This is a genomic window from Crossiella sp. NPDC003009 (assembly GCF_053591555.1).
On sequence record NZ_JBSFUA010000004.1, the window covers coordinates 87,465 to 106,230 of the forward strand.

Annotated in this window: 16 protein-coding genes and 1 pseudogene; 6 read left to right on the forward strand and 11 right to left on the reverse strand. The window is 70.6% G+C overall.

Translation table 11 applies throughout. The features are described from left to right. The first annotated feature begins 26 nt into the window (after positions 1-26). Positions 27-482 (forward strand): MarR family winged helix-turn-helix transcriptional regulator, encoded by a 456-nt coding sequence (locus ACWDY5_RS06410; RefSeq protein WP_449721249.1) that lies wholly within the window; start codon positions 27-29, stop codon positions 480-482. Beyond that, positions 482-901: an organic hydroperoxide resistance protein gene (locus ACWDY5_RS06415; RefSeq protein WP_252484182.1), complete on the forward strand. Its 420-nt coding sequence runs from the start codon at positions 482-484 to the stop codon at positions 899-901. Before ACWDY5_RS06410 ends, ACWDY5_RS06415 begins: the two co-directional genes overlap by 1 nt. A 57-nt stretch (positions 902-958) precedes the next feature. On the opposite strand, the gene ACWDY5_RS06420 is transcribed toward ACWDY5_RS06415, so the two are convergent. The 5 genes from ACWDY5_RS06420 to ACWDY5_RS06440 form a co-directional block, all read right to left on the reverse strand. Beyond that, on the reverse strand, positions 959-2,170 hold the full coding sequence (locus ACWDY5_RS06420; RefSeq protein WP_449721250.1) for a hypothetical protein: 1,212 nt from the start codon (positions 2,168-2,170) through the stop codon (positions 959-961). Continuing rightward, the gene (locus tag ACWDY5_RS06425; RefSeq protein ID WP_449721251.1) at positions 2,170-2,772 is read right to left on the reverse strand and encodes a DUF3558 domain-containing protein; all 603 of its coding nucleotides are present in this window, start codon (positions 2,770-2,772) and stop codon (positions 2,170-2,172) included. Before ACWDY5_RS06425 ends, ACWDY5_RS06420 begins: the two co-directional genes overlap by 1 nt. A gap of 2 nt (positions 2,773-2,774) precedes the next feature. Further along, the gene (locus ACWDY5_RS06430; RefSeq protein WP_449721252.1) at positions 2,775-3,143 is read right to left on the reverse strand and encodes a hypothetical protein; all 369 of its coding nucleotides are present in this window, start codon (positions 3,141-3,143) and stop codon (positions 2,775-2,777) included. Positions 3,144-3,262: 119 nt separating this feature from the next. Next, positions 3,263-4,492 (reverse strand): cytochrome P450 family protein, encoded by a 1,230-nt coding sequence (locus ACWDY5_RS06435; RefSeq protein ID WP_449721253.1) that lies wholly within the window; start codon positions 4,490-4,492, stop codon positions 3,263-3,265. 140 nt (positions 4,493-4,632) lie between these two features. After that, positions 4,633-5,706 (reverse strand): WD40/YVTN/BNR-like repeat-containing protein, encoded by a 1,074-nt coding sequence (locus ACWDY5_RS06440; protein WP_449721254.1) that lies wholly within the window; start codon positions 5,704-5,706, stop codon positions 4,633-4,635. Positions 5,707-6,053: 347 nt separating this feature from the next. Here ACWDY5_RS06440 and ACWDY5_RS06445 point away from each other — a divergent pair, with 347 nt between their 5' ends. Continuing rightward, entirely contained in the window at positions 6,054-7,283 is a 1,230-nt protein-coding gene (locus tag ACWDY5_RS06445) for an aminotransferase class I/II-fold pyridoxal phosphate-dependent enzyme (RefSeq protein ID WP_252484176.1), read from the forward strand. 63 nt (positions 7,284-7,346) lie between these two features. Here the strand turns inward: ACWDY5_RS06445 and ACWDY5_RS06450 are convergent, their stop codons facing one another. Continuing rightward, the gene (locus ACWDY5_RS06450; RefSeq protein WP_449721255.1) at positions 7,347-8,324 is read right to left on the reverse strand and encodes a GNAT family N-acetyltransferase; all 978 of its coding nucleotides are present in this window, start codon (positions 8,322-8,324) and stop codon (positions 7,347-7,349) included. A 118-nt stretch (positions 8,325-8,442) separates the two neighbouring features. After that, entirely contained in the window at positions 8,443-8,961 is a 519-nt protein-coding gene (locus ACWDY5_RS06455) for a pyridoxamine 5'-phosphate oxidase family protein (protein WP_449721256.1), read from the reverse strand. Positions 8,962-9,317: 356 nt separating this feature from the next. On the opposite strand from ACWDY5_RS06455, the gene ACWDY5_RS06460 reads away from it, so the two are divergent. After that, the gene (locus ACWDY5_RS06460; RefSeq protein WP_252484173.1) at positions 9,318-9,920 is read left to right on the forward strand and encodes a class I SAM-dependent methyltransferase; all 603 of its coding nucleotides are present in this window, start codon (positions 9,318-9,320) and stop codon (positions 9,918-9,920) included. A gap of 118 nt (positions 9,921-10,038) precedes the next feature. Here the strand turns inward: ACWDY5_RS06460 and ACWDY5_RS06465 are convergent, their stop codons facing one another. From ACWDY5_RS06465 to ACWDY5_RS06475, 3 genes and pseudogenes are all read right to left on the reverse strand, one after another. Then, positions 10,039-11,397: an NB-ARC domain-containing protein gene (locus ACWDY5_RS06465; RefSeq protein WP_449721455.1), complete on the reverse strand. Its 1,359-nt coding sequence runs from the start codon at positions 11,395-11,397 to the stop codon at positions 10,039-10,041. 186 nt (positions 11,398-11,583) lie between these two features. Then, a pseudogene (locus ACWDY5_RS06470) lies at positions 11,584-11,814 on the reverse strand (helix-turn-helix domain-containing protein); the annotation flags it as partial. A gap of 362 nt (positions 11,815-12,176) precedes the next feature. After that, on the reverse strand, positions 12,177-15,071 hold the full coding sequence (locus ACWDY5_RS06475; RefSeq protein WP_449721257.1) for a helix-turn-helix transcriptional regulator: 2,895 nt from the start codon (positions 15,069-15,071) through the stop codon (positions 12,177-12,179). A gap of 190 nt (positions 15,072-15,261) precedes the next feature. On the opposite strand from ACWDY5_RS06475, the gene ACWDY5_RS06480 reads away from it, so the two are divergent. Next, positions 15,262-16,413 (forward strand): S8 family serine peptidase, encoded by a 1,152-nt coding sequence (locus tag ACWDY5_RS06480; protein ID WP_449721258.1) that lies wholly within the window; start codon positions 15,262-15,264, stop codon positions 16,411-16,413. A 51-nt stretch (positions 16,414-16,464) separates the two neighbouring features. Here ACWDY5_RS06480 and ACWDY5_RS06485 read toward each other — a convergent pair whose 3' ends face one another. Then, a complete protein-coding gene (locus ACWDY5_RS06485; protein WP_449721259.1) occupies positions 16,465-17,400 on the reverse strand; it encodes an XRE family transcriptional regulator in 936 nt (311 codons plus the stop codon). Between the two features lie 187 nt (positions 17,401-17,587). On the opposite strand from ACWDY5_RS06485, the gene dhbC reads away from it, so the two are divergent. Then, positions 17,588-18,757 (forward strand): isochorismate synthase DhbC, encoded by a 1,170-nt coding sequence (gene dhbC, locus ACWDY5_RS06490; RefSeq protein ID WP_449721260.1) that lies wholly within the window; start codon positions 17,588-17,590, stop codon positions 18,755-18,757. The last annotated feature ends 9 nt before the right edge of the window (positions 18,758-18,766 follow it).

The window sequence follows — 18,766 nt, forward strand, 5'->3', positions numbered from 1 at the left end:
AACGACACGGAGCGAGGTGGGACGAGATGGCCGGACAGGATCCGCTGGCGCTGGACTCCCAGCTGTGCTTCTCGCTGTACGCCGCCTCGCGGGCGGTCACCGCGAGGTACCGGCCGATGCTGGACGAACTGGGCCTGACCTACCCGCAGTACCTGGTGCTGCTGGTGCTCTGGGAACGCGGCCCGGTCTCGGTGAAGGAGCTGGGCGAACAGCTGCACCTGGACTCCGGCACGCTCTCCCCGCTGCTCAAGCGGATGGAGTCGGCGGGCCTGCTCCAGCGGCGGCGCAGTGCCGAGGACGAGCGCAGTGTCCTCGTCGAGCCGACCGGGCAGGGCAGCGACCTCCGGGCGAGGGCGCGCGACATCCCAGCACGACTCACCTGCGGCATGGGACTGCCCCTTGACGAGCTGACCGAGCTGCACACGCGGCTGCGGCGGCTGAACGACTCGATGACAGCAGTACGAGAGAAAGAAGGCCAGTGATGAGCGTGCTCTACACCGCGGAAGCCACCGCGACCGGCAGCGGCCGGGGCGGCGAGATCGTCTCCTCCGACGGCGTGCTGGACGAGAGCCTTGCCGTGCCGAAGGAGCTCGGCGGCGCGGGCGGCGAAGGCACCAACCCGGAGCAGCTGTTCGCCGCGGGCTACGCCGCCTGCTTCAACGGCGCCCTGCAGCTGGTGGCCCGCAACAACAAGACCCCGGTCGACGGCTCCTCGGTCAACGCCAAGGTCGGCATCGGCCCGAACGGCAACGGCGGCTTCCAGCTGACCGTGGCCCTCGCGGTCACCGTTCCGGGGGTCGAAAGGGCAGTCGCGGAGGACCTCGTGGCCCAGGCGCACCAGGTCTGCCCCTACTCCAACGCCACCCGTGGCAACATCGACGTGCAGGTCACGGTCGTCTGACCGACCCGCACGCAGACCCACTCACCGCGACCCCCAGGCGGTGAGTGGGTCTTTTTTTCACGGCTCGCCGATCACCGGCGGTGCGGCCGACCGGGTGTCCCCGAAGAGGTCCTCGGTCTCCAGCAGGTACGTGGGCCGCTCGTGCTCCTGGTCCTCCTCGCGAGGCGCACCGGCCGCCAGCGGCAGGCCGTGCAGCGCCGAAGCGCCGGGGCGAGCCGCGCTGGTCCCGGCCGGACCGGCCCCCGGGCCGCCGGCCCGCCCGACTCCGCCCGCCCCACCGGGCCTGCCCGCGCCAGGCGTACCCGGCCCGCTCCCGCCCGGCCCGAAACTCCGGCCAACCCCGGCCGACCCGAACCCAGCCCCGCTCCCGCCCAGCCCAGCCCCGCTCCCGCCCGGCCCGGAGCCGGTCCCGCCTGCCCCCAAGCCAGCCTCGCCGCCGCCGAGCCCGGCCCCGCCACCAGCCCCGGCGCCGGCCGGACCTCCTTGCGGCGCAACCCAACCGGCCGGATCAGTGCGGTCACCGCCCGGCGCCACGGGGCCAGGACCGGTCCCGCCACCAGAGCCAGGACCGGTCCCGCCACCGGGGCCGTCAACACCCCGGCCGTACCCGCCACCGGTCCGCCCGCCGCCGGGCCTGCCGCGGCCACCGTCGCGGCCGCCACCACCGGGCCGGACCACCGACACGTCCCCACCCGCCTCCTGCGGAGTGGTCCAGTTCGGCAACTTGGTGACGTTGTCGTTCTTGCGTTCGCCGTACCCGGCGAGCACCAGCTGGTTGTCCGCGGTGCCCGCGCGGAACTGCTCGATCTGCCGGTCCAGGTCGGTGGTGTAGGGCTGGATCTTGTTCAGCAGGTTGTCCTGCGGGGGCTCGGCAGGCACCGGCTCGAGCCGGTTCTTGCAGCCGTACCAGTCGATGGTCTGCTGGGCGACGGCCTTCGCGGTGCCCTCGGCCATGGTCCGCGCGGTGTCGGCGTAACCGGCCAGCGGACTGAGCTGCCGCCGCGCGGCCTCAGCCGCCTCACCCTGCCAGACGCCGCGCGAGGCCGTGATCACGTCCTCGATCCGGTCCCGGACGAGCCCGTACTCCCTCGCCGCGTCGAGCCAGATCCGTTCGATCGGGACCAGCCCTGCCGACGGCGTCTTGGCTTCGTCGTGGAACCACCGGTAGATCCGGTCACCGGAATGTCCCTCCGGGCGCGGAGTGTCGAAGGTGATCAGGCTGGCCGCGGCCAGCCCGCCGCCGAGGAGAAGGGCCACCGGTACTGGCATCAGCGTCCGCCCTTCAGCGTGGTGATGACCTGTTCGAGGATCTTGACCCCGCGTGGGCAGGGGTCGGTGTAGTCCGCTGGCTTGTCCGTACCGCTCTTGAGGTGCAGGCCAACGGCGATGAGCACGGTGTTGGACACCGCCACGTTCGTGCGGCACTGGCCGAACTGCTTGTCCGCGTCGTCGGCGACCACCGCTGGGTAGCCGGAGATCTCCAGCGGTTGCCACACCGGGAAGGAGCTCTTCCGCTCGTAGAGCTGGTCCAGGCCGCCGAGCTGGGTGTTGACGTCCAGCGCGAAATTGATCTTGGCTGGGGTATCGGTCGCGGTCCAGCGGCAGGCTTTGCCGAGCGGGCTGTCCTCTTGCTTGCCGGTGACGGTGATGCCGAGTTGGGCGAGCTGCGGTGGGCTGAGCAGGCGGCAGGGATCGGGCACGAACGGCGCGGTGTCGAGCTCGGGCTGGGCCAGTGGCGGCGCACCGTGCTGGCTCGCGCTGCTGGTGGGGGTGGCGGCGGTCGGGACACCTGGTTCGGCCGCGCATCCGGTGAGCACGAGTGCGGTGCAGCAGCCCGCCGCGGCGAGCCGGCGGAGACGTTTGCCGATCACGTTCATCCCTTGCCCTCGACGGTGGACCGGTTGACGCCCTCGGTACCGGCATACTGCCGTTTTGCCGCGAGCAATTTTTCGATCACCAGCTGCACCGCGTCCCGGTATGCCTTGTTCGCGGTAGTGTGCGTGCCCGGTCCCGATTCGATGGTGCGTTCAATGATCTTCTGGATACCCTCGGGACTATAGGGATCCTTGCTGGGCGGGATCGCCGCCTCCCGGCTCCGCTTGACGTCGGCGTCGATCTTCTCGATCGCGTCTCTGGCCTCGGTCAAGCCGCTGATCAGCCCGTCCAGCTCGCCGACGGCCACTACGAACCGGCCGCCCCCGCCAAAATCGATCGACACCTTCGTGCCGCGTGGAACCCCCACCGAATTTTCCCCCGTCCCCTGGCAAATCGCCTACAGGAAGAGTTATCGGCGGTTAGGACGAGAATGCGTCCAGATCAGTTCCGGTCCACCCGAAAGGCGTATCGGGACATCTAGAGAAATCAAATCTTCCGGGGCGTGAATTCCACTGGAAGCTCGTATACCCCGCGCATGATCGCGCTCGGCCACCAGCGCAGCTCCTCCACCGGCACCGCCAGGCGCAGGTCCGGCAGGTAGCGCAGCACCGTGCTGATCGCGACCTCGCCCAGCACCCTGGACATCGCCTGGCCGACGCACACGTGCGGGCCGTGGCCGAAGGCGATGTGGTGGCTGCCGCGGCGGTATGGGTCGAACTCGGCCGGGGAGTCGAAGACCTCGGGGTCGTGGTTGGCCGCCAGCAGCGAGACCAGCACCGGTTCGCCGGTCTGCACGAGCTGGCCGCCGATGGTGACCGGCTCGATGGCGAAGCGCCAGGTGGCGTTGCGCACCGGGCCCGCGTAGCGCAGCACCTCCTCGATGATCGGGCCGAGGGTGCTCGGGTCGGTGCGGGCGAGCTCGGCGTACTTGGGCTGGCGGAGCAGGGTGAGTAGGCCGTTGCCGATCAGGGCGACCGTGGTCTCGTGGCCGGCGATCATCAGCAGGAAGACCATCGAGCTGACCTCGTCGGCGCTGAGGATCTTCTTGTCCTGCAGGCCGACCAGCGCGGTCACCAGGTCGTCGGCCGGCTGCTCGCGCTTCAGCGCGACCAGGCCGTGCACATAGCGCTCCAGCGAGTCGGTGACACCCCAGACCTCGTCGATCGCGGCGACCTCGGAGGAGTCGATCACCGCGGCCCAGCGGTGGTAGTTGGCGCGGTCCTCCTGCGGCATGCCGAGCAGGTCGCAGATGATGGTCACCGGCAGCGGGTAGGCCAGCTCGGCGATCAGGTCCGCCTTGCCGTTGAGGGAGAACTCGCGCAGCGCCTGCTCGGTCAGCCTGCGGCAGCGCTCGCGCAGCCGTTCCATCCGCTGGGCGCTGAACAGCGCGCTGACCGCCTGGCGCTGGCGGGCGTGGTCCGGCGGGTCCGAGTTGAGCATGTTGCGGGCCAGGGTCGGGCGGTGGTCGAAGGGCAGGCCCATGCCGGAGCGCTGCCACACCACGTTCGCCTTGGCCGGGCTCTTGTGCAGCTTCGGATGGCCCAGCGCCTCCAGGGCGTCCTCGTACCGGGTCACCAGCCAGGCCCATGCCCCGCCGGGCAGGTCGATCCGGTGCACCGGCGAGTGCCGGCGCAGCCAGTCATAGGCCGGGTACGGGTTGGCGTCGAACTCCGCGCCGTGCAGGCGCGGGCACCCGCCGGGTTCCTCAGTGGCCACGTTCTCACCATGCCAGACCGGGGGTGGTGAATCTCCCGCCGCTCGGTGGGCACCGGGCTCACCAGCGGATGAACCGGGTGTGATGTTGCTGTCACCGGCTGCTGAGAGGACTCCACCACTCCCCGGACACTGACAGCCGCTCAGCCCAGCCGCAACCTCGCGACCCTGCCTTTCTCCCCGGCGGCCCAGCAGGACAGGTCCGGCGTGCAGTCCACGGTGTCGAAGCTGCCCGCGTCGAACTGCCGCCAGTGCCGCCCGCCGTCCAGGCTCAGGTCGCTGCCGGAGGGCCCGACCGCGAGCACGCCGACCAGCGAGTGCGGCAGCCAGGTCGCGCCGGACCGGTAGCCGGCCGGGGCCTGCGGTGGGACCTGCCAGCCGCGGCCACCATCGCCGGTGCGGGCCAGCGCGTCCTTGGCCGTGTTCGGGTTCTCGAAGTCGCCGCCGATGGCGATGCCGGTGCGCCGGTCGCGGAAGGCCAGCGCGAACACGCCCGCGGTGGGCTTGCTGGCCAGCGGGGTGTCGCTGACCGACCAGGTGCGGCCGCGGTCGCTGGTGTGGAAGACCCTGGCCTTGGCGCCGCCGCCGGTGGCGATCCAGGCGTCGCGGGGGCCCGAGGTGACCAGGCACTGGCCGCTGGCGGCGAACCCGGCCTCACCGGGCAGCGCGTCCGGCATGCCCGCGCTGGGCAGCACGCGCCAGCTGCGGCCGCCGTCCTCGGTGGAGAGCACCCGGACCTTGCCGTCCACCGGGTCGCTCATGGCCAGGCCGTGCCGCCGGTCGAAGAAGCCGACGCAGTCGTAGAAGGCCTTGGGGTCGGTGTTGCGGAAGGACTCGGTCCAGCTCCGGCCGCCGTCGCTGGTCCGGTAGATCCGGGACTGCTCGCCCTCGCCGATGGTCAGCGCCACCGCGGTGCGCGCGTCGAATGCCTCGATGTCGCGGAACTGGAGCTCGGCCGCGCCGGGCGGGCTCACGTCCTGCCAGCTGCGCCCACCGTCCACGGTGCGCAGCACGGTGCCCTTGCTGCCACCCAGCCAGGCCACCTCCCGGTTCACCGCGGCCAGGCCGCGGAAGCGGGCGTCGGTGCCACTGGGCTGGAGTTCCCAGTGCAGTTTCGTGGCCGAGGTCACCTCGGCGGTCGCCGCCGCGGCGGGAACGGCGGCGGAGCAGGTCAGCACGGCCGCGACACACGGCCCGATCAGGGCGAACCACCTCATGACGGCGGAAACTACCCGCTCTACCGCGCCTGTGGCAGGGGTCCAGGCGATGCAAAGTCTTTGTCGCCGGTTCGCACGATCGGCCTAGTCCAGCGCGCCGTTGGCGGCTAGATTCCGGACAGACCCGCCACACCGGCCACCCCGGCCGCGGTCGGCGGGTCCGGGCAAAAGCGCTGGTGGCAGCGTCAAGTGGAAAAAGTGTGGCGGCTACCGGAGGAACCAACCGGCAGTTTTAGCCACATAATCGGTCAGCTGTATTTCTTCGTGGTCTGCGGCTCGCCGGTCTGGGTTACTGATTGACACACAACCCAGCAGAGTCCCGGCTCTATGCGCAGGAGTAGAAAAACATGACGACAGCCCTCGCGCCGACCGCTAATTGGCCCTTCGCCGATCTTCTTGCCGTGGCCGAGTCCGTCAATGCGAAGGTCGATCCGCCCGTGGTGGACGGCGTGGTCGGCCCGACCATCGTCCAGAACGGCCGGGAGCTGGTGAACTTCGCGAGCATCAACTTCCTCAACCTGCACCAGCGGCCCGATATCCGCGATTACTTCATCAATGCGTCGAAGGAACACGGGCTGACCACCGGCGGGTCCCGCATGACCCAGGGGATCAGCCGCCCGCACCTGGAGATGGAGCAGGCGGTCTGCCGGGTCACCGGCAAGGAACGCACCATTTCTTTCGCCACCGGGCTGCTCGCGAACTTCGGATTCCTCAATGCGATGACGAAGTATTTCGACTTCGGTGACGGCCTCAAGTGCGACAACACCGACTCCGTCATCGTCATGGACCGGCACGCGCACTGGAGCCTGCTCAAGGCGGCCGAGCACCTGGAGCACGGCAAGCGGCTGCACACCTTCCGGCACAACTCGCCGGAGGACCTGGAGAAGGTGCTCAAGCGCATCGACTCGCCCAAGGTCGTCGTGGTCATCGAGAGCGTGTACTCCGCCGACGGCAGCATCGCGCCGATGGGCCAGCTGATCGACATCTGCGAGAAGTACGGCGCGCTCAGCTTCGTCGACGACGCCAACGGCTTCATGCTCTACGGCACCGAGAACCGCCCGTTCCACGAGGAGTTCGCCGCGATGCGGCGGGCCACCTTCATCATGATGTCCTTCTCCAAGGCCATCGGCATCGAGGGCGGGGCGATCGCCGGACCGGCGGATGCCATCAACGCCTTCGAGATCACCTCGGGCACCTCGATGTTCACCGCGGCCATGCAGCCGCCCACCGCGGCCACCGTGGGCCACCTGATCAACATGCTGGACGCCGATCCGTCCATTGTGGACAACTACCTGGCCAGGGTGGAGCGCTTCCGCGCCCGGCTGACCGAGATCGGCGCGCCGCCGTTCGAGACGCCCAGCTACATCACCTCGGTGCTGGTCGGCAAGGACGAGACCGCGGACCTGGTGAAGGAGGCCTTCGTGGAGAAGGGCTTCCTCATCCCGATGTTCATGTTCCCCGCGGTCAAGCGCAACCAGGCGGTCATGCGCCTGATCATCAACAACGACCACACCGACGAGCAGCTGGAGTACTTCCTCAGCACGCTCGCCGAGCTGAAGGAAAAGTACAACTTCTGAGTCAGGGCAACGAGAAGAGGCGGTCCCGGGTGGGGACCGCCTCTTCTGCCGTGCCGGTGCGGATCAGTCCTCGTCGGACTGCTGCTGCTTGGCCATCTCCTTCTGCAGCTCCGCGATCGGGTCCTGGTCCGGGAAGACCAGCTTGTCCAGGCGGATCAGCTTGGCGAAGGGGGACAGCGGTTTGCTGTAGGCCCAGGCCACCCGCAGGTGACAGCCCATCTTGATCTTCGCGGCCTCGTTGGACAGGCCGAAGTCGATCAGGGTGAAGCCGCCCTCGATGGCGTGCCGGATGATCTGGTGGCCCATGAACCGGTGCACCGGGGTGCTGCCGATCAGCTCGTAGTCGGCGCCGCTGTAGGTGGACTCCAGCAGGTGGCCGCGTTCGGAGAGCATGTCGAAGCAGGCCAGCTGCTCACCGTGCCAGGTGAGCAGCAGCACGCTCTCCTCCAGCGCCGGGACCTCGCGGAAGTACTCGCCGGGCAGCAGGATCTGATCGGGGTCCTGGTACTTGTGGTACAGGTTCAGCCACAGGCGTTCCATGTCCGCGGCCAGCTTCGGGCTGGGGCGGCCGCGGTGGGTCTCGAACCGGAAGCCGGCCGCCTCCACCCGGCGCGCGTCTCGCTTGGCGGTCTTGCGCGCCTTGGTCGGCAGGTCGGCCAGCCAGCCGTCCACATCGGTCCACGGCACGTCCAGCACCGCGTCCGGGAACTGGGCCACCCGGCGGAAACCGAGCCCGGCGAACCTGGGTGCGAACTCCGCCTCCGGGCCGGGCGACCAGAAGTCGCGCATCAGCAGGACCTTGGCGCCCAGTGCCTTGGCCTCCGCGGTCATCGCCTCGGCCAGCAGCGGCAGCGCCTCATCCACCACGGTTTCGTCGCGGAAGAGGAAACCGCAGCCGAGGTTGGCCGGGGAACCGGCGAGGAACAACGGGATTTTGATATTGCGCCACACTGGGTGACGCAGGAACGCGCCGAACGCGGCGGCCACCGGATGGCCATCGCGTTCGGCGGTGAAGAATCGGAGGTCCCCGTCGATCTCCATCCCGGTCAGCAAGTCAAGGTAAGCCGCGGACCGGGGTGGTTCCGGCAGAGTTAGTTTTGCCCATTCTGCCGGATCGACATCAATTTTCTTACTGGTTCGAACACGGAGTGTGCCCGTCTCAGCCGGCATAGCGGGCCTCGGTCTCGGCGAACAGCCGGGCCACGTTGACCTCCTCGCGCGCGTCCACCGCTTCCTCGATGTACCGCTTCTGGTCGAGCACGAAGGCCGCGTCCACGGTGATCCGGTACAGGGTGAGCCCCTCGGCCTGCTTGAAGAAGGCGAACTCCTCCTCCAGCGGGTCGATCAGCAGGTCGCCCGTGCGCTTGAGGAAGAGCAGAAGCTGCTGGTCATCGTCTTCCACGGCGGTCGCGGTGCCGCTGAACTGGACCCCGTCGGCCTCGTCGGAGGTGATCGTGGAGTTGTAGATCACGCCGGCCACCCTGGGGTCGCCGGCGATGGCCAGGCCGTGCCGGGAGTCGTTCTGGGAGGCGAAGTAGAGGTAGTTGGGCGCGGCGGGCGCGAAGGCCAGCGCGGCCGCCCACGGCCCGGCGGGGTCCACCGTGGCCAGCGTCACGTACCGGTTGTCCCGCAAAATCGAGATTGCCCGGTCCGTGGCTTCGGTGAATTCTTGACCCACAACCCCTCCTGGGAACTTCATGCGTGTTGATAAACCGCGCGGATTTCGCTTGAATGCTACTGGGTTCAACACCGGCGCGCCAGGATCCCGGTGTATGTGATCACAACGGGAAGGTTGTCATGACGGGTGTCTCCATTGATCGGGATGTGCTGGCCGGACTGGTGCCGCTGCTGCGGTGCCCGGCCTGCTCGAACGCGGCCCTGACGATGGCTTCTCGAGGCTTGGACTGCGATTCCTGTGGGCACAAAGCCCCATTTGTCGATGGTGTTCTCGATCTCGTCGCTAATTCTTCTGGTCCTATCTCTGCCGGTGACAAACCGTACGAGGGGCTCAACGCCAAGCTCTACGGCTGGCTGATGAGCAGCCCGACCAGGCAGCGGCTGGACTCCTGGCTGCTCGGCCTGGACGTCAAGCGCTACTACCGGGAGATGGCCGACCGCATCGCCGGTCTGCCGGACGGCCCGATCCTGGAGATCCCGGCAGGCAACGGCCCGCTGATCAAGCAGGCCGCCGGGTACCGCGACCGCGGCCCGTGGATCTTCGCCGACCTGTCCTGGCACCTGCTCAAGCAGCTGGCGGCCAAGCTGGAGGCGGTGGGCGCGAAGAAGCACCTGGTGATCCGCGCGGACGCGTGCGCGCTGCCGATCGCCGACGGTGCGATGGCCGGGGCGGTGTCGATGTTCGGCATCCACTGCTTCCACGACAAGCCCGCGGTCTTCGGCGAGCTGCGCCGGGTGGTCGCTGACGAGGGCCAGATCGCGGTCAGCACGCTGACCACCGACGGCCACAAGCTCTCGCAGTACTACCACCAGATGAGCCAGAAGGACGGCACCTTCGCGCCGGACAACTCCTGGGCCGAGATCTCCGGCGCCGCCCGCAGTCAGGGCCTTGAGCTGCACGGCACCACCGGGCTCGGTTCGGCCAGGGTGTTCACCGCCCGCCCGAAGGTGCACAGCTAGACCATCTCCACCGGTGGCCCCGCCCAGCCACCCAAGAGAAAAAAAGGGGCGTTCCCGTCATCGCCCGACGGGAACGCCCCTTCTCCTGCTCAGCTAACCGCTACAACCCGGCCAGCCGCTACGACGAGGCGTAGCGCTGGGCGGGAGCCGCCGCGTGCGCGATGTTGCCCAGCGCCGCCGCCTCTCCCATCCGGCTGCCGATCTCCCGGAACACCGCGGCCGACCGCAGGTAGTGGTCGACCCCTTCCTGGTGTCGCTGCAACCGCTCGTTGGCGGTGCCCAGGTAGAGCAGCACGTAGCCTTCCTTGCGCTTGTCACCGAGTCGCCTCGCCAGCACCAGCGCCTGGCGGAGCAGCCGGAGGGCGTGACCCTCCTGCGGCACCGAGGCGAGGTCCGGCCCGCTGACCTGCTCCTCGGGGGAGGGGCGCAGTTCCCTGGCGGCGAACCGCCCGGAGACCGTGGTCGGCTTGGGCTGTTCGTAGACGCTGCTGATGCTGATCGCGGTGTGGATCAGCCAGTCCAGCAGCCGGTTCTCCGCGGCGAACCGGGCGACGGGGTCACTTTCCTCCCGCAGCCGGTCCTCGGCGAAGGCCCGCACCACCTCGTGACAGGTGTAGTTCTCCGAGTCGCCGATCGGGGTGATCAGCCCACTCACCGCGAGCTCGTTGAGCAGCGCGGTGGCTTCGGTGGAGGTGCCCTCGGTGAGCACGCTGGTCATCTCCGCGCAGTACCGGCTCTCCGGGGAGAGGGCCAGCCTGCGCAACGCCAGCTGGGCGGCGGGTCGCAGCAACCGATATGCCACGGCGAGTGCCGCGTGCACCTGCACGCTGCCGCGCACGGTCGGTGCGATCCGCCTGCCCACCTCGAGCAGCCGCTTGCTCAGCTCGACGGCGGGCAGTTGGGGATGTGCGGCCAGCATGCCGCCGACCAACCGCAGTGCCAGGGGCAGTCGCCCGCACAGGCGGGCGAGGTGGCGAAGCTGCTCCTGCTGGGCCGTTGCCCGGTGCGGTCCCACGGCGCGGCCCAGCACGGCCATCGCCTCGTGTTCGGCCAGCGGTTCGACCTGCAGGCGCTGCACCGCGGTGAGTCCGGTCAGCGGCTGCCTGCTGGTGATCATCACCAGGCAGGTGGAGCTGACCGGGAGCAGTGGCTGGACCTGCGCTTCGCTGACCGCGTTGTCCAGCACGATCAGCGCCCGCCTGCCGTGCAACAGCGAGCGGTAGAGGCGCGCCCGCGCCTCCAGCTCGGTGGGAATCCCGTCCCTCGGCACACCGAGTGCGCCGAGCAGCATCCCCATGGCCGCCCCCGGGTGCAGCGGGCGATCGCTGTTGGCCCGGAGGTTGACGAAGAACTGACCACCAGGGAAGTCCCTGGTCAACTGCTTGGCCAAGGTGACGGCCAATGCGGTGGTGCCGACTCCGGTAGGTCCGGAGAGCACCACGGTCCTCGGCGCGGACGCGCGTGACGCCCTCGCCATGGCTCGCAGCCAGTCCAGATCGGCGCTGCGGCCGGTCAGCTCCTCGGTGATCTTTGGTAGTTCCAGGCTGCCGAACGCGGCACGTGCTACCCCAGAAGTGCCGTGCGCCGGCAGTACGGTCGGCCGGTCCCCATGACGGCTCAACCGGAAGCGTCCTGCCCTGGCGGCCCGCTCGAACTCCCTCAGTTCGTCGCCGGCCAACCGCAACGTCGCAGCCAGTGCCCCTACGGTGCGCTGTTGCGGTCCCCTCGCTCTCCCCCTCTCCAGATCACTGATCGTTCGTACGCTCAACCCCGAGCACATCGCCAGATCTTCCTGGGTCAGGCCGTTGGCTCGCCGGTGCCGCAGGAGCATTCCCCCGAAGTCTCCTGACGTTAAGCGAACCTCATCGGGTGTTGAATTTTGAACTGTTGACATCCTTCCTCCCGGTGCGCGCTGCGGCAATCGGGCTGACGGGCACCCCGAATTGGTCGACCACCGGGCCCCGGTGGTGATCGACCTGCCGCCCCATAGCCAGTCTGGACGCTGTGTCGCAACCCCCGCCAGTGCGTTGACAAAAGCTCAAATGAAGCTGCGCCGTCTCACCTGAATCACGTAATCATGAACCCTGTCCTGTGACACAGGGTGACTCGCGAGCGCTTGACCGGCCGCAGCGCCGGTCCGGCGCGATCTTGCCTGGTAGCGGTTGCGGCTGATCAAGGCGTGGGCAAACGCTGGCAGTCCGGAAGTGGTCAGCCCAGGTCGCCCGTTTGGACGGACCGTTTGGCTGCACGATCGAGCTAACTCGGAAGATCGACCAGATCGGTCCGCGAGGCCAGCCCGAGCTTGCGGAGCACCTTGGCCACGTGCTGCTCGACCGTGCGCGGGGACAGGAAGAGCACCTCGGCGATCTCCCGGTTGGTCCGTCCGTGGGTCAGCAGCCGGGCCACATCCCGCTCCCTCGGCGACAGCTCGGGCCCGTAGCCCCGCCTGCCCCGCCGGGCCTGCGCGGCAGGCGCCGGCGCGGTCAGGCCGTGTTCGCGCAGGTGACGGCGGCAGCTGGCGGCGTCCCGGGCCGCGCCGAGCCGGTCGAACACCGCGGCGGCCTCGGTCAGCTCGTCCACCGCGGGCTCCCCGGCGACCAGCCGCAGCCGGGCGGCCTCCTGCCTGGCCTGCGCGGCCAGGTAGGGATTGGGCAGCTCGGCGTAGGCGGCCGCGGCGGCGTTGAGCGCCTCGGCCCCTGCGGACAACCGGCCGCGGGCGCCCAGCAGCAGGCCCTGCCCGGCCAGCGCGGCCGCGGCGGCCAGCGGCGCGGCCTTGCCCTCGGTCTCGGCGGTGAAGGTGGCCAGCAGTTCCGCGGCCGCCGGCAGCTGGCCGGTGTGGATCCTGGCCTGCAGAGCGACCGGCAGAAGTTCGGCGGCCCAGAGCCAGACACCTTTGCGGCGCACGATGGACAGGCCGAGCTCGGCGTGCGCCAGCGCGGCCTCGTGCTCGGCCCTGGACAGCTGCATCTGGGTGTAGGCGGCGGCCGCGACCATGATCACCGGCGTGAACGCGTCCTCCGGGGTGTCCAGCCCGGTGGCGCCCAGGTGCGCCTCGGCCTCCGGCCACTCGCCGCGGGCCACCGCGAGCTGGCCGAGCACCAGGGACAGCTCGGTGGCCACCGGGCGCAGGTCGCGGTAGTCCTCCAGCAGCCGGGCGCAGCGCTCGGCCAGGCCGTCCCAGCGGCCGGTGGAGAAGTCCAGCCTGGCCGCGGTGGCCCGGCCGACGCTGACGATGAACGGCAGGTTGACCTCGGTGGCCATCCGCAGCCCTGGGTCCAGCCAGGCGCGGGCCTCCCGGTAGTGGCCGGTGGTCGCGAACGAGTCGCCGAGGTTGCAGTAAGCCCTGGTCAGGTGCTGCTTCCCGGCCTCGGTGGCGGCCTGCCGGGGCAGCCGCTCCAGGTCCGGCCGGACCCCGGCGTCGCCGAGCAGGACCCGGGAGCCGAGCTGGTTGGCCAGCAGGTTGAGGGTCAGGTCCGGGTCGGTGGCCGAAGACCCGCTCGCGGGGTCGAGAGTTGACCCAGTCTCGATGACTTCTTGAACTTTCGCCATCCAGCGCAGGTTCTCCCGCACCGCCACCGTGCCGCGGAAGGGCTGGGCCAGCACGGACATCGCCTTGGCGCCCAGCGCGGAGCGCACGCCCACCTCCTCGATGGCCATCGCGATGTCCCGGCGGCCCTCTTCAAGGCCACCGGCCTCGCGGACCAGCAGGAGGCCCAGGTTCATCCGGGTGGCGCCGCGGGCGGCGGGGGACAGGCGCGGGTCGTCGAGCACCCGGCGCAGCACGGCGGTCACGTCCAGCTGCTCCACCCCGCGCACCGCGGCGGCGCCGAGCTTGCCGGCCAGCCGGTCCATGTCCGCGGTGGACAGCTCGGGCAGCTCGACCAGCTGCTGGTACAGCTCGGTGGCCAGCCCGGCCTCGCCCACCGCGGCGGCGTGGTCCGCGGCCGCCTCGCAGTGCCGCCGCCAGCCCGCCCGGTCACCGGACTCCTTGCTGTGCCTGGCCAGCTGCACCCACGGGGTGGGCTCGGCCGCGGCCAGCTGGGTGGCCGCGCGGGCGTGCAGCTGCCGCCGGTCCGGGCCCGGAATGGTGTCGTAGACGGCCTCCTGGGCCAGCGCGTGCCGGAAGCCGTAGCGGCGGCCGGGCAGCTCGTGCAGCACCACCCCGGCCAACGCCTGCACCAGCGCGGTGCCCACCTCGGCCGGCGTCATCCCGGCCACCGTGGCCAGCAGGTCCTCCTCGGCGGGCACGCCGAGCACGGCGGCGGCGCGCACGATCCGGGCGGCCAGCGGGTCCAGCGCGGCCAGCCGCTCGGTGGTGGCCTCGCGCAGCAGCACCGGCACCCGCAGGTGGTCCAGCAGGCGGCGCGCGGTCGCGGTGCGCACCTCGCCTGCGGTGTCCCGCAGCGCGTGCAGGGCCTCCTCCACCACGAACGGGATGCCCGCGGTGCGCTCGTGCAGCCGGGCGGCGAACCCGGCCGCGGGCAGTGGGGTGCCAAGGATTGCGCTGGCCAGCTCGTGCACCCCGGCCACGTCCAGCGGGGCCAGCCGGAGAACCGCGGCGCTGACCCCGTGCGCCGGCCGGAACGCGCTGCCGAGCAGGGCGCCGCCCAGGTCCTCGCGGCGGTAGGTGACCACCAGGGACAGCTCCGGCGGCGGGCTGGCCACCAGGAACCGCAACAGGTCCCGGCTGCTGTCATCGCCCCAGTGCAGGTCCTCCAGCACCAGCAGGGTGGGCCCGGCCGCGATCAGCAGCTCGCGCACCGCGCGGAAGAGCCGGTGCCGCTCACCGGCGGGATCGCCCAGCGGTTCGGGCTGCGGCGGCAGCCGGTGCGCGATCTCCGGCAGCAGCGGTCGCAGCACCCCGGTGACCGGGTTGAGCCCGGCCCCGACCCGGTTGCCCAGCGCGCCGAGGGCCTCCAGCACCGGGCCGTACGGGAAGGGCTCGCGCAGCGGCTGGCAGTGTCCGAGCAGCACCGGGATCCGGCTGGTGGCCAGCAGTTCGCCGAGCAGCCGGGTCTTGCCGATGCCCGCCTCGCCCTCGACCAGCACCAGCGCGGGCGGCCTGGCCACCGCCTCGGCCAGGATGCCCAGCTCGCGGTGCCGGCCGACGAGCACCGGTGAGCTGGTGCGCAGGCCGTTGTCCCTCGCCATCGCATGCTCCCCAGGTGTGTGAACCAATGGCTATCTTCGCTGGTCCGGCGCGCTCGTGCGTCCCTCCGGTCGACGGGTTTTCAGTGAGTACCGGCCGAAGGAAACTGAAACGGCTGTGAAGCCATTGTTTCCGCTTACCCTGCGAATCGGTGGCCACCGACGATTTCCCTGCAATCGGAAGGCTGAGCACATGCGAAAGTCGACGGTCGTTGTCTGTCTCACCGCGGTGGCGTTGAGCGCCGCCGCGGGAATGGGAGCTCCGCCAGCATTCGCCGAGGCCGAGGTGGTGGGCGCGTCGGCGCCGGTGCCGGGCAGCTACATCGTGGTGCTGAAGGACGGGGCCACCGCCTCGGACGCGCTGGCCACCCGCTACGGCGGGGTGTTGCAGGAGGCCTACACCGCCACCCTGCGCGGCTTCCACCTGCGGAACCTGACCGAGCGCCAGGCCAGGCGGCTGGCCGCGGACCCGGCGGTGCGCAAGGTCTACCAGGACGGCACCGCGCGGATTGCCCAGGACAACGCCACCTGGGGCCTGGACCGCTCCGACCAGCGGAAGCTGCCGCTGGACACCAAGTACAACCCGGTCGGCACCGGCGCGGGCGTGACCGCGTACGTGATCGACAGCGGCATCCGCAGGTCGCACAGCGAGTTCGGCGGCCGGGCCAGCATCGGCGCGGACTTCCTCAACGACGGCCAGAACGGCAACGACTGCAACGGCCACGGCACGCACGTGGCGGGCACCATCGCGGGCAAGACCTACGGCATCGCCAAGGAGGCCAAGGTCGTCGCACTGCGCGCGCTGGGCTGCGACGGCACCGCGCCGGACTCGGCCGCGGTCAGCGCGATGGAGTGGGTGACCAAGAACGGCGTGCGCCCCGGCGTGGTGAACATGAGCCTGGGCATGGACAACGTGGGCATGGGCGACGAGGCGCTCAAGGCCTCGGTCAAGGCCGGGTTCACCTACGTGGTGGCCGCGGGCAACAGTTCCACCGATGCCTGCGGGACCAGCCCGGCCAGGGTGCCGGAGGCCATCACGGTCGGGGCCACCGGCCGCTCGGACAGCCGCGCGGGCTTCTCCAACTACGGCCGCTGCGTGGACATCTTCGCGCCGGGGGAGAGCATCACCTCGGCCTCGCACCGCTCGGACACCGGCACCGCGGGCATGAGCGGCACCTCGATGGCCAGCCCGCACGTGGCCGGCGGGGCGGCGCTGGTGCTGGGCGCGAACAAGAACGCCAGCCCGGCCGAGGTGACCAAGGCGCTGCTGGACAAGTCCACGCCGAACGTGGTGAAGAACCCGGGTTCCGGTTCGCCGAACAAGCTCATGTACGTCGGTAAGTGAAATTTCACTTCGGTCCGTCCGCCATTTATCTGGTGGGCGGACCGAAGTGCGTCAGTTCCATTCCCAGCGCAGCCCGACAATTCCGGCCGGCACGTCCAGTGCGACCACGTGCGCGGTGCGGAAGGCACCGATCCACACGTCCTGCCGCCCCACCTCGGCAGACCACAGCCCGTGCCGATAGGTCTGGAAGCACCGGCTGGGCACCGCGTCCCGGTGGAACTCCACCTGGGCCACGTACTCCCGCACCGGCCGCCGGAACCGGTGCAGCCTGCTCGCCGAGGCCTGCCCGGCGGGCCAGACCACCTCGTACTCCAGCACCGCGGTGTCCCCGGTGCGCAGCATCCGGTCCAGGATCAGCTCGGTGACCACCAGTTGGCCGTCCGGCCCGACCCGGTTGCGGCCGAGGCGGCAGGACCGCCGGGGCGCCACCACCGGGGCCGCGCCCTCGCCGAGGTAGGTCACCGCGCACCGGTCCACCCCGTCCACCTCGGCCCTGATCACCGCGCGCACCGTGCTGGTCCCGTCCATCCCGTGCTCGTCCACGGTGTGCGTCTCCTGCAGGCTCAGGTAGGTCAGCTGCTCCTCGGTGGGCGCGCCCAGCGTCTCCAGCAGCCCGGTCAGCGTGGCCGCGTCCTCCCACAGGGTGTCCAGCGGCCGCACCGGGAAGGTCCGGCTCAGCCAGCGCCCACGCGGCCGCCGCGGCCCGAGCAGGCCGAGCAGGGTCTGCCGGGGCAGCCCGAGCACCTCCTCCAGCACGCCGACCGCGGCCAGCGACTCCCGCCGCTCGGGCTGGCTGCGGCCGCGCCGCCAGTAGCTGAGGGTGGACAGGCTGACCCGGACCCCTCGCTGGGCCAGCCTGCGTTGCAACGAGTCCAGGCTGAGCCCGCTGCGCTCGATCGCGTCGTTCAGCGCGGCCGGGAAGTTCTCCAGCACGGTGGGGGCTTCACCGGCACGGGGGGCGGGCAGCGGGAACGAGCTCAGGCGCATGGCCGTCACTGTCCGGCGGTGCCGGAGCGGCGAACAATCCGGAACCCACTAGGTAGGGGGTACGCGACTATTGCGCGCTCGTGATCAGTGTCACCCGGACGGGTGGTAGTTGGGGCCGCTCGGCAGACTAGGTTCTACTAACGAAGGTTAGCCTTCCCTTATCAGGCTGTTGACGAAGTGAGGACGCATGACCACGCGGCACGCCAGCACCGTGAGCCCGGTCGAGCTGCTGTCGGACTACCGCGCCGGATCGTCGTTCTTCTTCTCCTCCCCCCGCGGCGTGCTGCTCGCCGAGGGAGTCGCGGCCACCGTGCCCAGCGTCGCCGCCCCAGGCGAGCTGGGCGCGCTGCCCGCGCGGGTGGCCGCGGTGCTCGCCGAGGCGGAACCCGGCGCGCTGGTGGTGGGCGCGGTGCCCTTCGACCACCACGCGGCGGCCAGCCTGGTGGTGCCCGAGGTAGTGCGCCGGGCCGAGGCATTCCCTGCCGAGCTCCGGCTGCCGGAGCTCAGCATGAACGTGCCGGAGTGGGAGATCACCCCGGTGCCCGAACCAGCGGCGTACGTGCGCTCGGTGCGCGCCGCGCTCACCCCGCTGCGTTCGGGCGAGCTGGACAAGGTGGTGCTGGCCCGCTCGCTGGAGCTGACCGCGCCCACCACGGTGGAGCTCGGCCCGCTGCTGAACAACCTGATCCGCCGGGACCCCGCCGGCTACACCTTCGCCGCCGACCTGCCCGGCCGCACCCTCATCGGCGCCAGCCCCGAGCTGCTGCTCTCCCGCCGGGGCGCCAGCGTGGTCTCCAACCCCCTCGCCGGGTCCGCCGCCCGCAGCGCCGACCCGGCGGAGGACCGGCGCCGGGCCGAGGCCCTGCTGGTCTCGGCCAAGGACCGGCACGAGCACGCAGTGGTGGTGGACGCGGTGGCCGCCGGGCTGCGCCCGTACTGCCGGACCCTGGACGTGCCTGCCGCCCCGGAGCTGGTGCGCACCGCGACCATGTGGCACCTGTCCACCAAGGTCACCGGCGAGCTGGCTGACGAGCGGACCTCCGCGCTGGAGCTGGCCGCGGCGCTGCACCCGACCCCCGCGGTGTGCGGCACGCCGGTCGGCGCGGCCAGGGACAAGATTCGTGCGCTGGAACCCTTCGACCGCGGCTTCTACACCGGCATGGTGGGCTGGTGCGACGGCAACGGCGACGGCGACTGGGTGGTCACCATCCGCTGTGCCGAGGCCGATGACCACTCGCTGCGGCTCTTCGCCGGGGCGGGCATCGTCGGGGACTCCAGCCCGGAGGCCGAACTGGCCGAGACCGCGGCTAAGTTCCGCACGCTGCTGCTGGCCATGGGCATCGAGCAGATCGCCTGAGCTGGAGGA

Coding starts and splice junctions, on each gene's coding strand:
- ACWDY5_RS06450 (WP_449721255.1), bottom strand. CDS start 8,324: ATGGAGATCGACGGGGACCTCCGATTCTTCACCGCCGAACGCGATGGC.
- ACWDY5_RS06465 (WP_449721455.1), bottom strand. CDS start 11,397: ATGGCGAGGGCGTCACGCGCGTCCGCGCCGAGGACCGTGGTGCTCTCC.
- ACWDY5_RS06410 (WP_449721249.1), top strand. CDS start 27: ATGGCCGGACAGGATCCGCTGGCGCTGGACTCCCAGCTGTGCTTCTCG.
- ACWDY5_RS06485 (WP_449721259.1), bottom strand. CDS start 17,400: ATGCGCCTGAGCTCGTTCCCGCTGCCCGCCCCCCGTGCCGGTGAAGCC.
- ACWDY5_RS06445 (WP_252484176.1), top strand. CDS start 6,054: ATGACGACAGCCCTCGCGCCGACCGCTAATTGGCCCTTCGCCGATCTT.
- dhbC (WP_449721260.1), top strand. CDS start 17,588: ATGACCACGCGGCACGCCAGCACCGTGAGCCCGGTCGAGCTGCTGTCG.
- ACWDY5_RS06440 (WP_449721254.1), bottom strand. CDS start 5,706: ATGAGGTGGTTCGCCCTGATCGGGCCGTGTGTCGCGGCCGTGCTGACC.
- ACWDY5_RS06420 (WP_449721250.1), bottom strand. CDS start 2,170: ATGCCAGTACCGGTGGCCCTTCTCCTCGGCGGCGGGCTGGCCGCGGCC.
- ACWDY5_RS06460 (WP_252484173.1), top strand. CDS start 9,318: ATGAGCAGCCCGACCAGGCAGCGGCTGGACTCCTGGCTGCTCGGCCTG.
- ACWDY5_RS06480 (WP_449721258.1), top strand. CDS start 15,262: ATGCGAAAGTCGACGGTCGTTGTCTGTCTCACCGCGGTGGCGTTGAGC.
- ACWDY5_RS06415 (WP_252484182.1), top strand. CDS start 482: ATGAGCGTGCTCTACACCGCGGAAGCCACCGCGACCGGCAGCGGCCGG.
- ACWDY5_RS06475 (WP_449721257.1), bottom strand. CDS start 15,071: ATGGCGAGGGACAACGGCCTGCGCACCAGCTCACCGGTGCTCGTCGGC.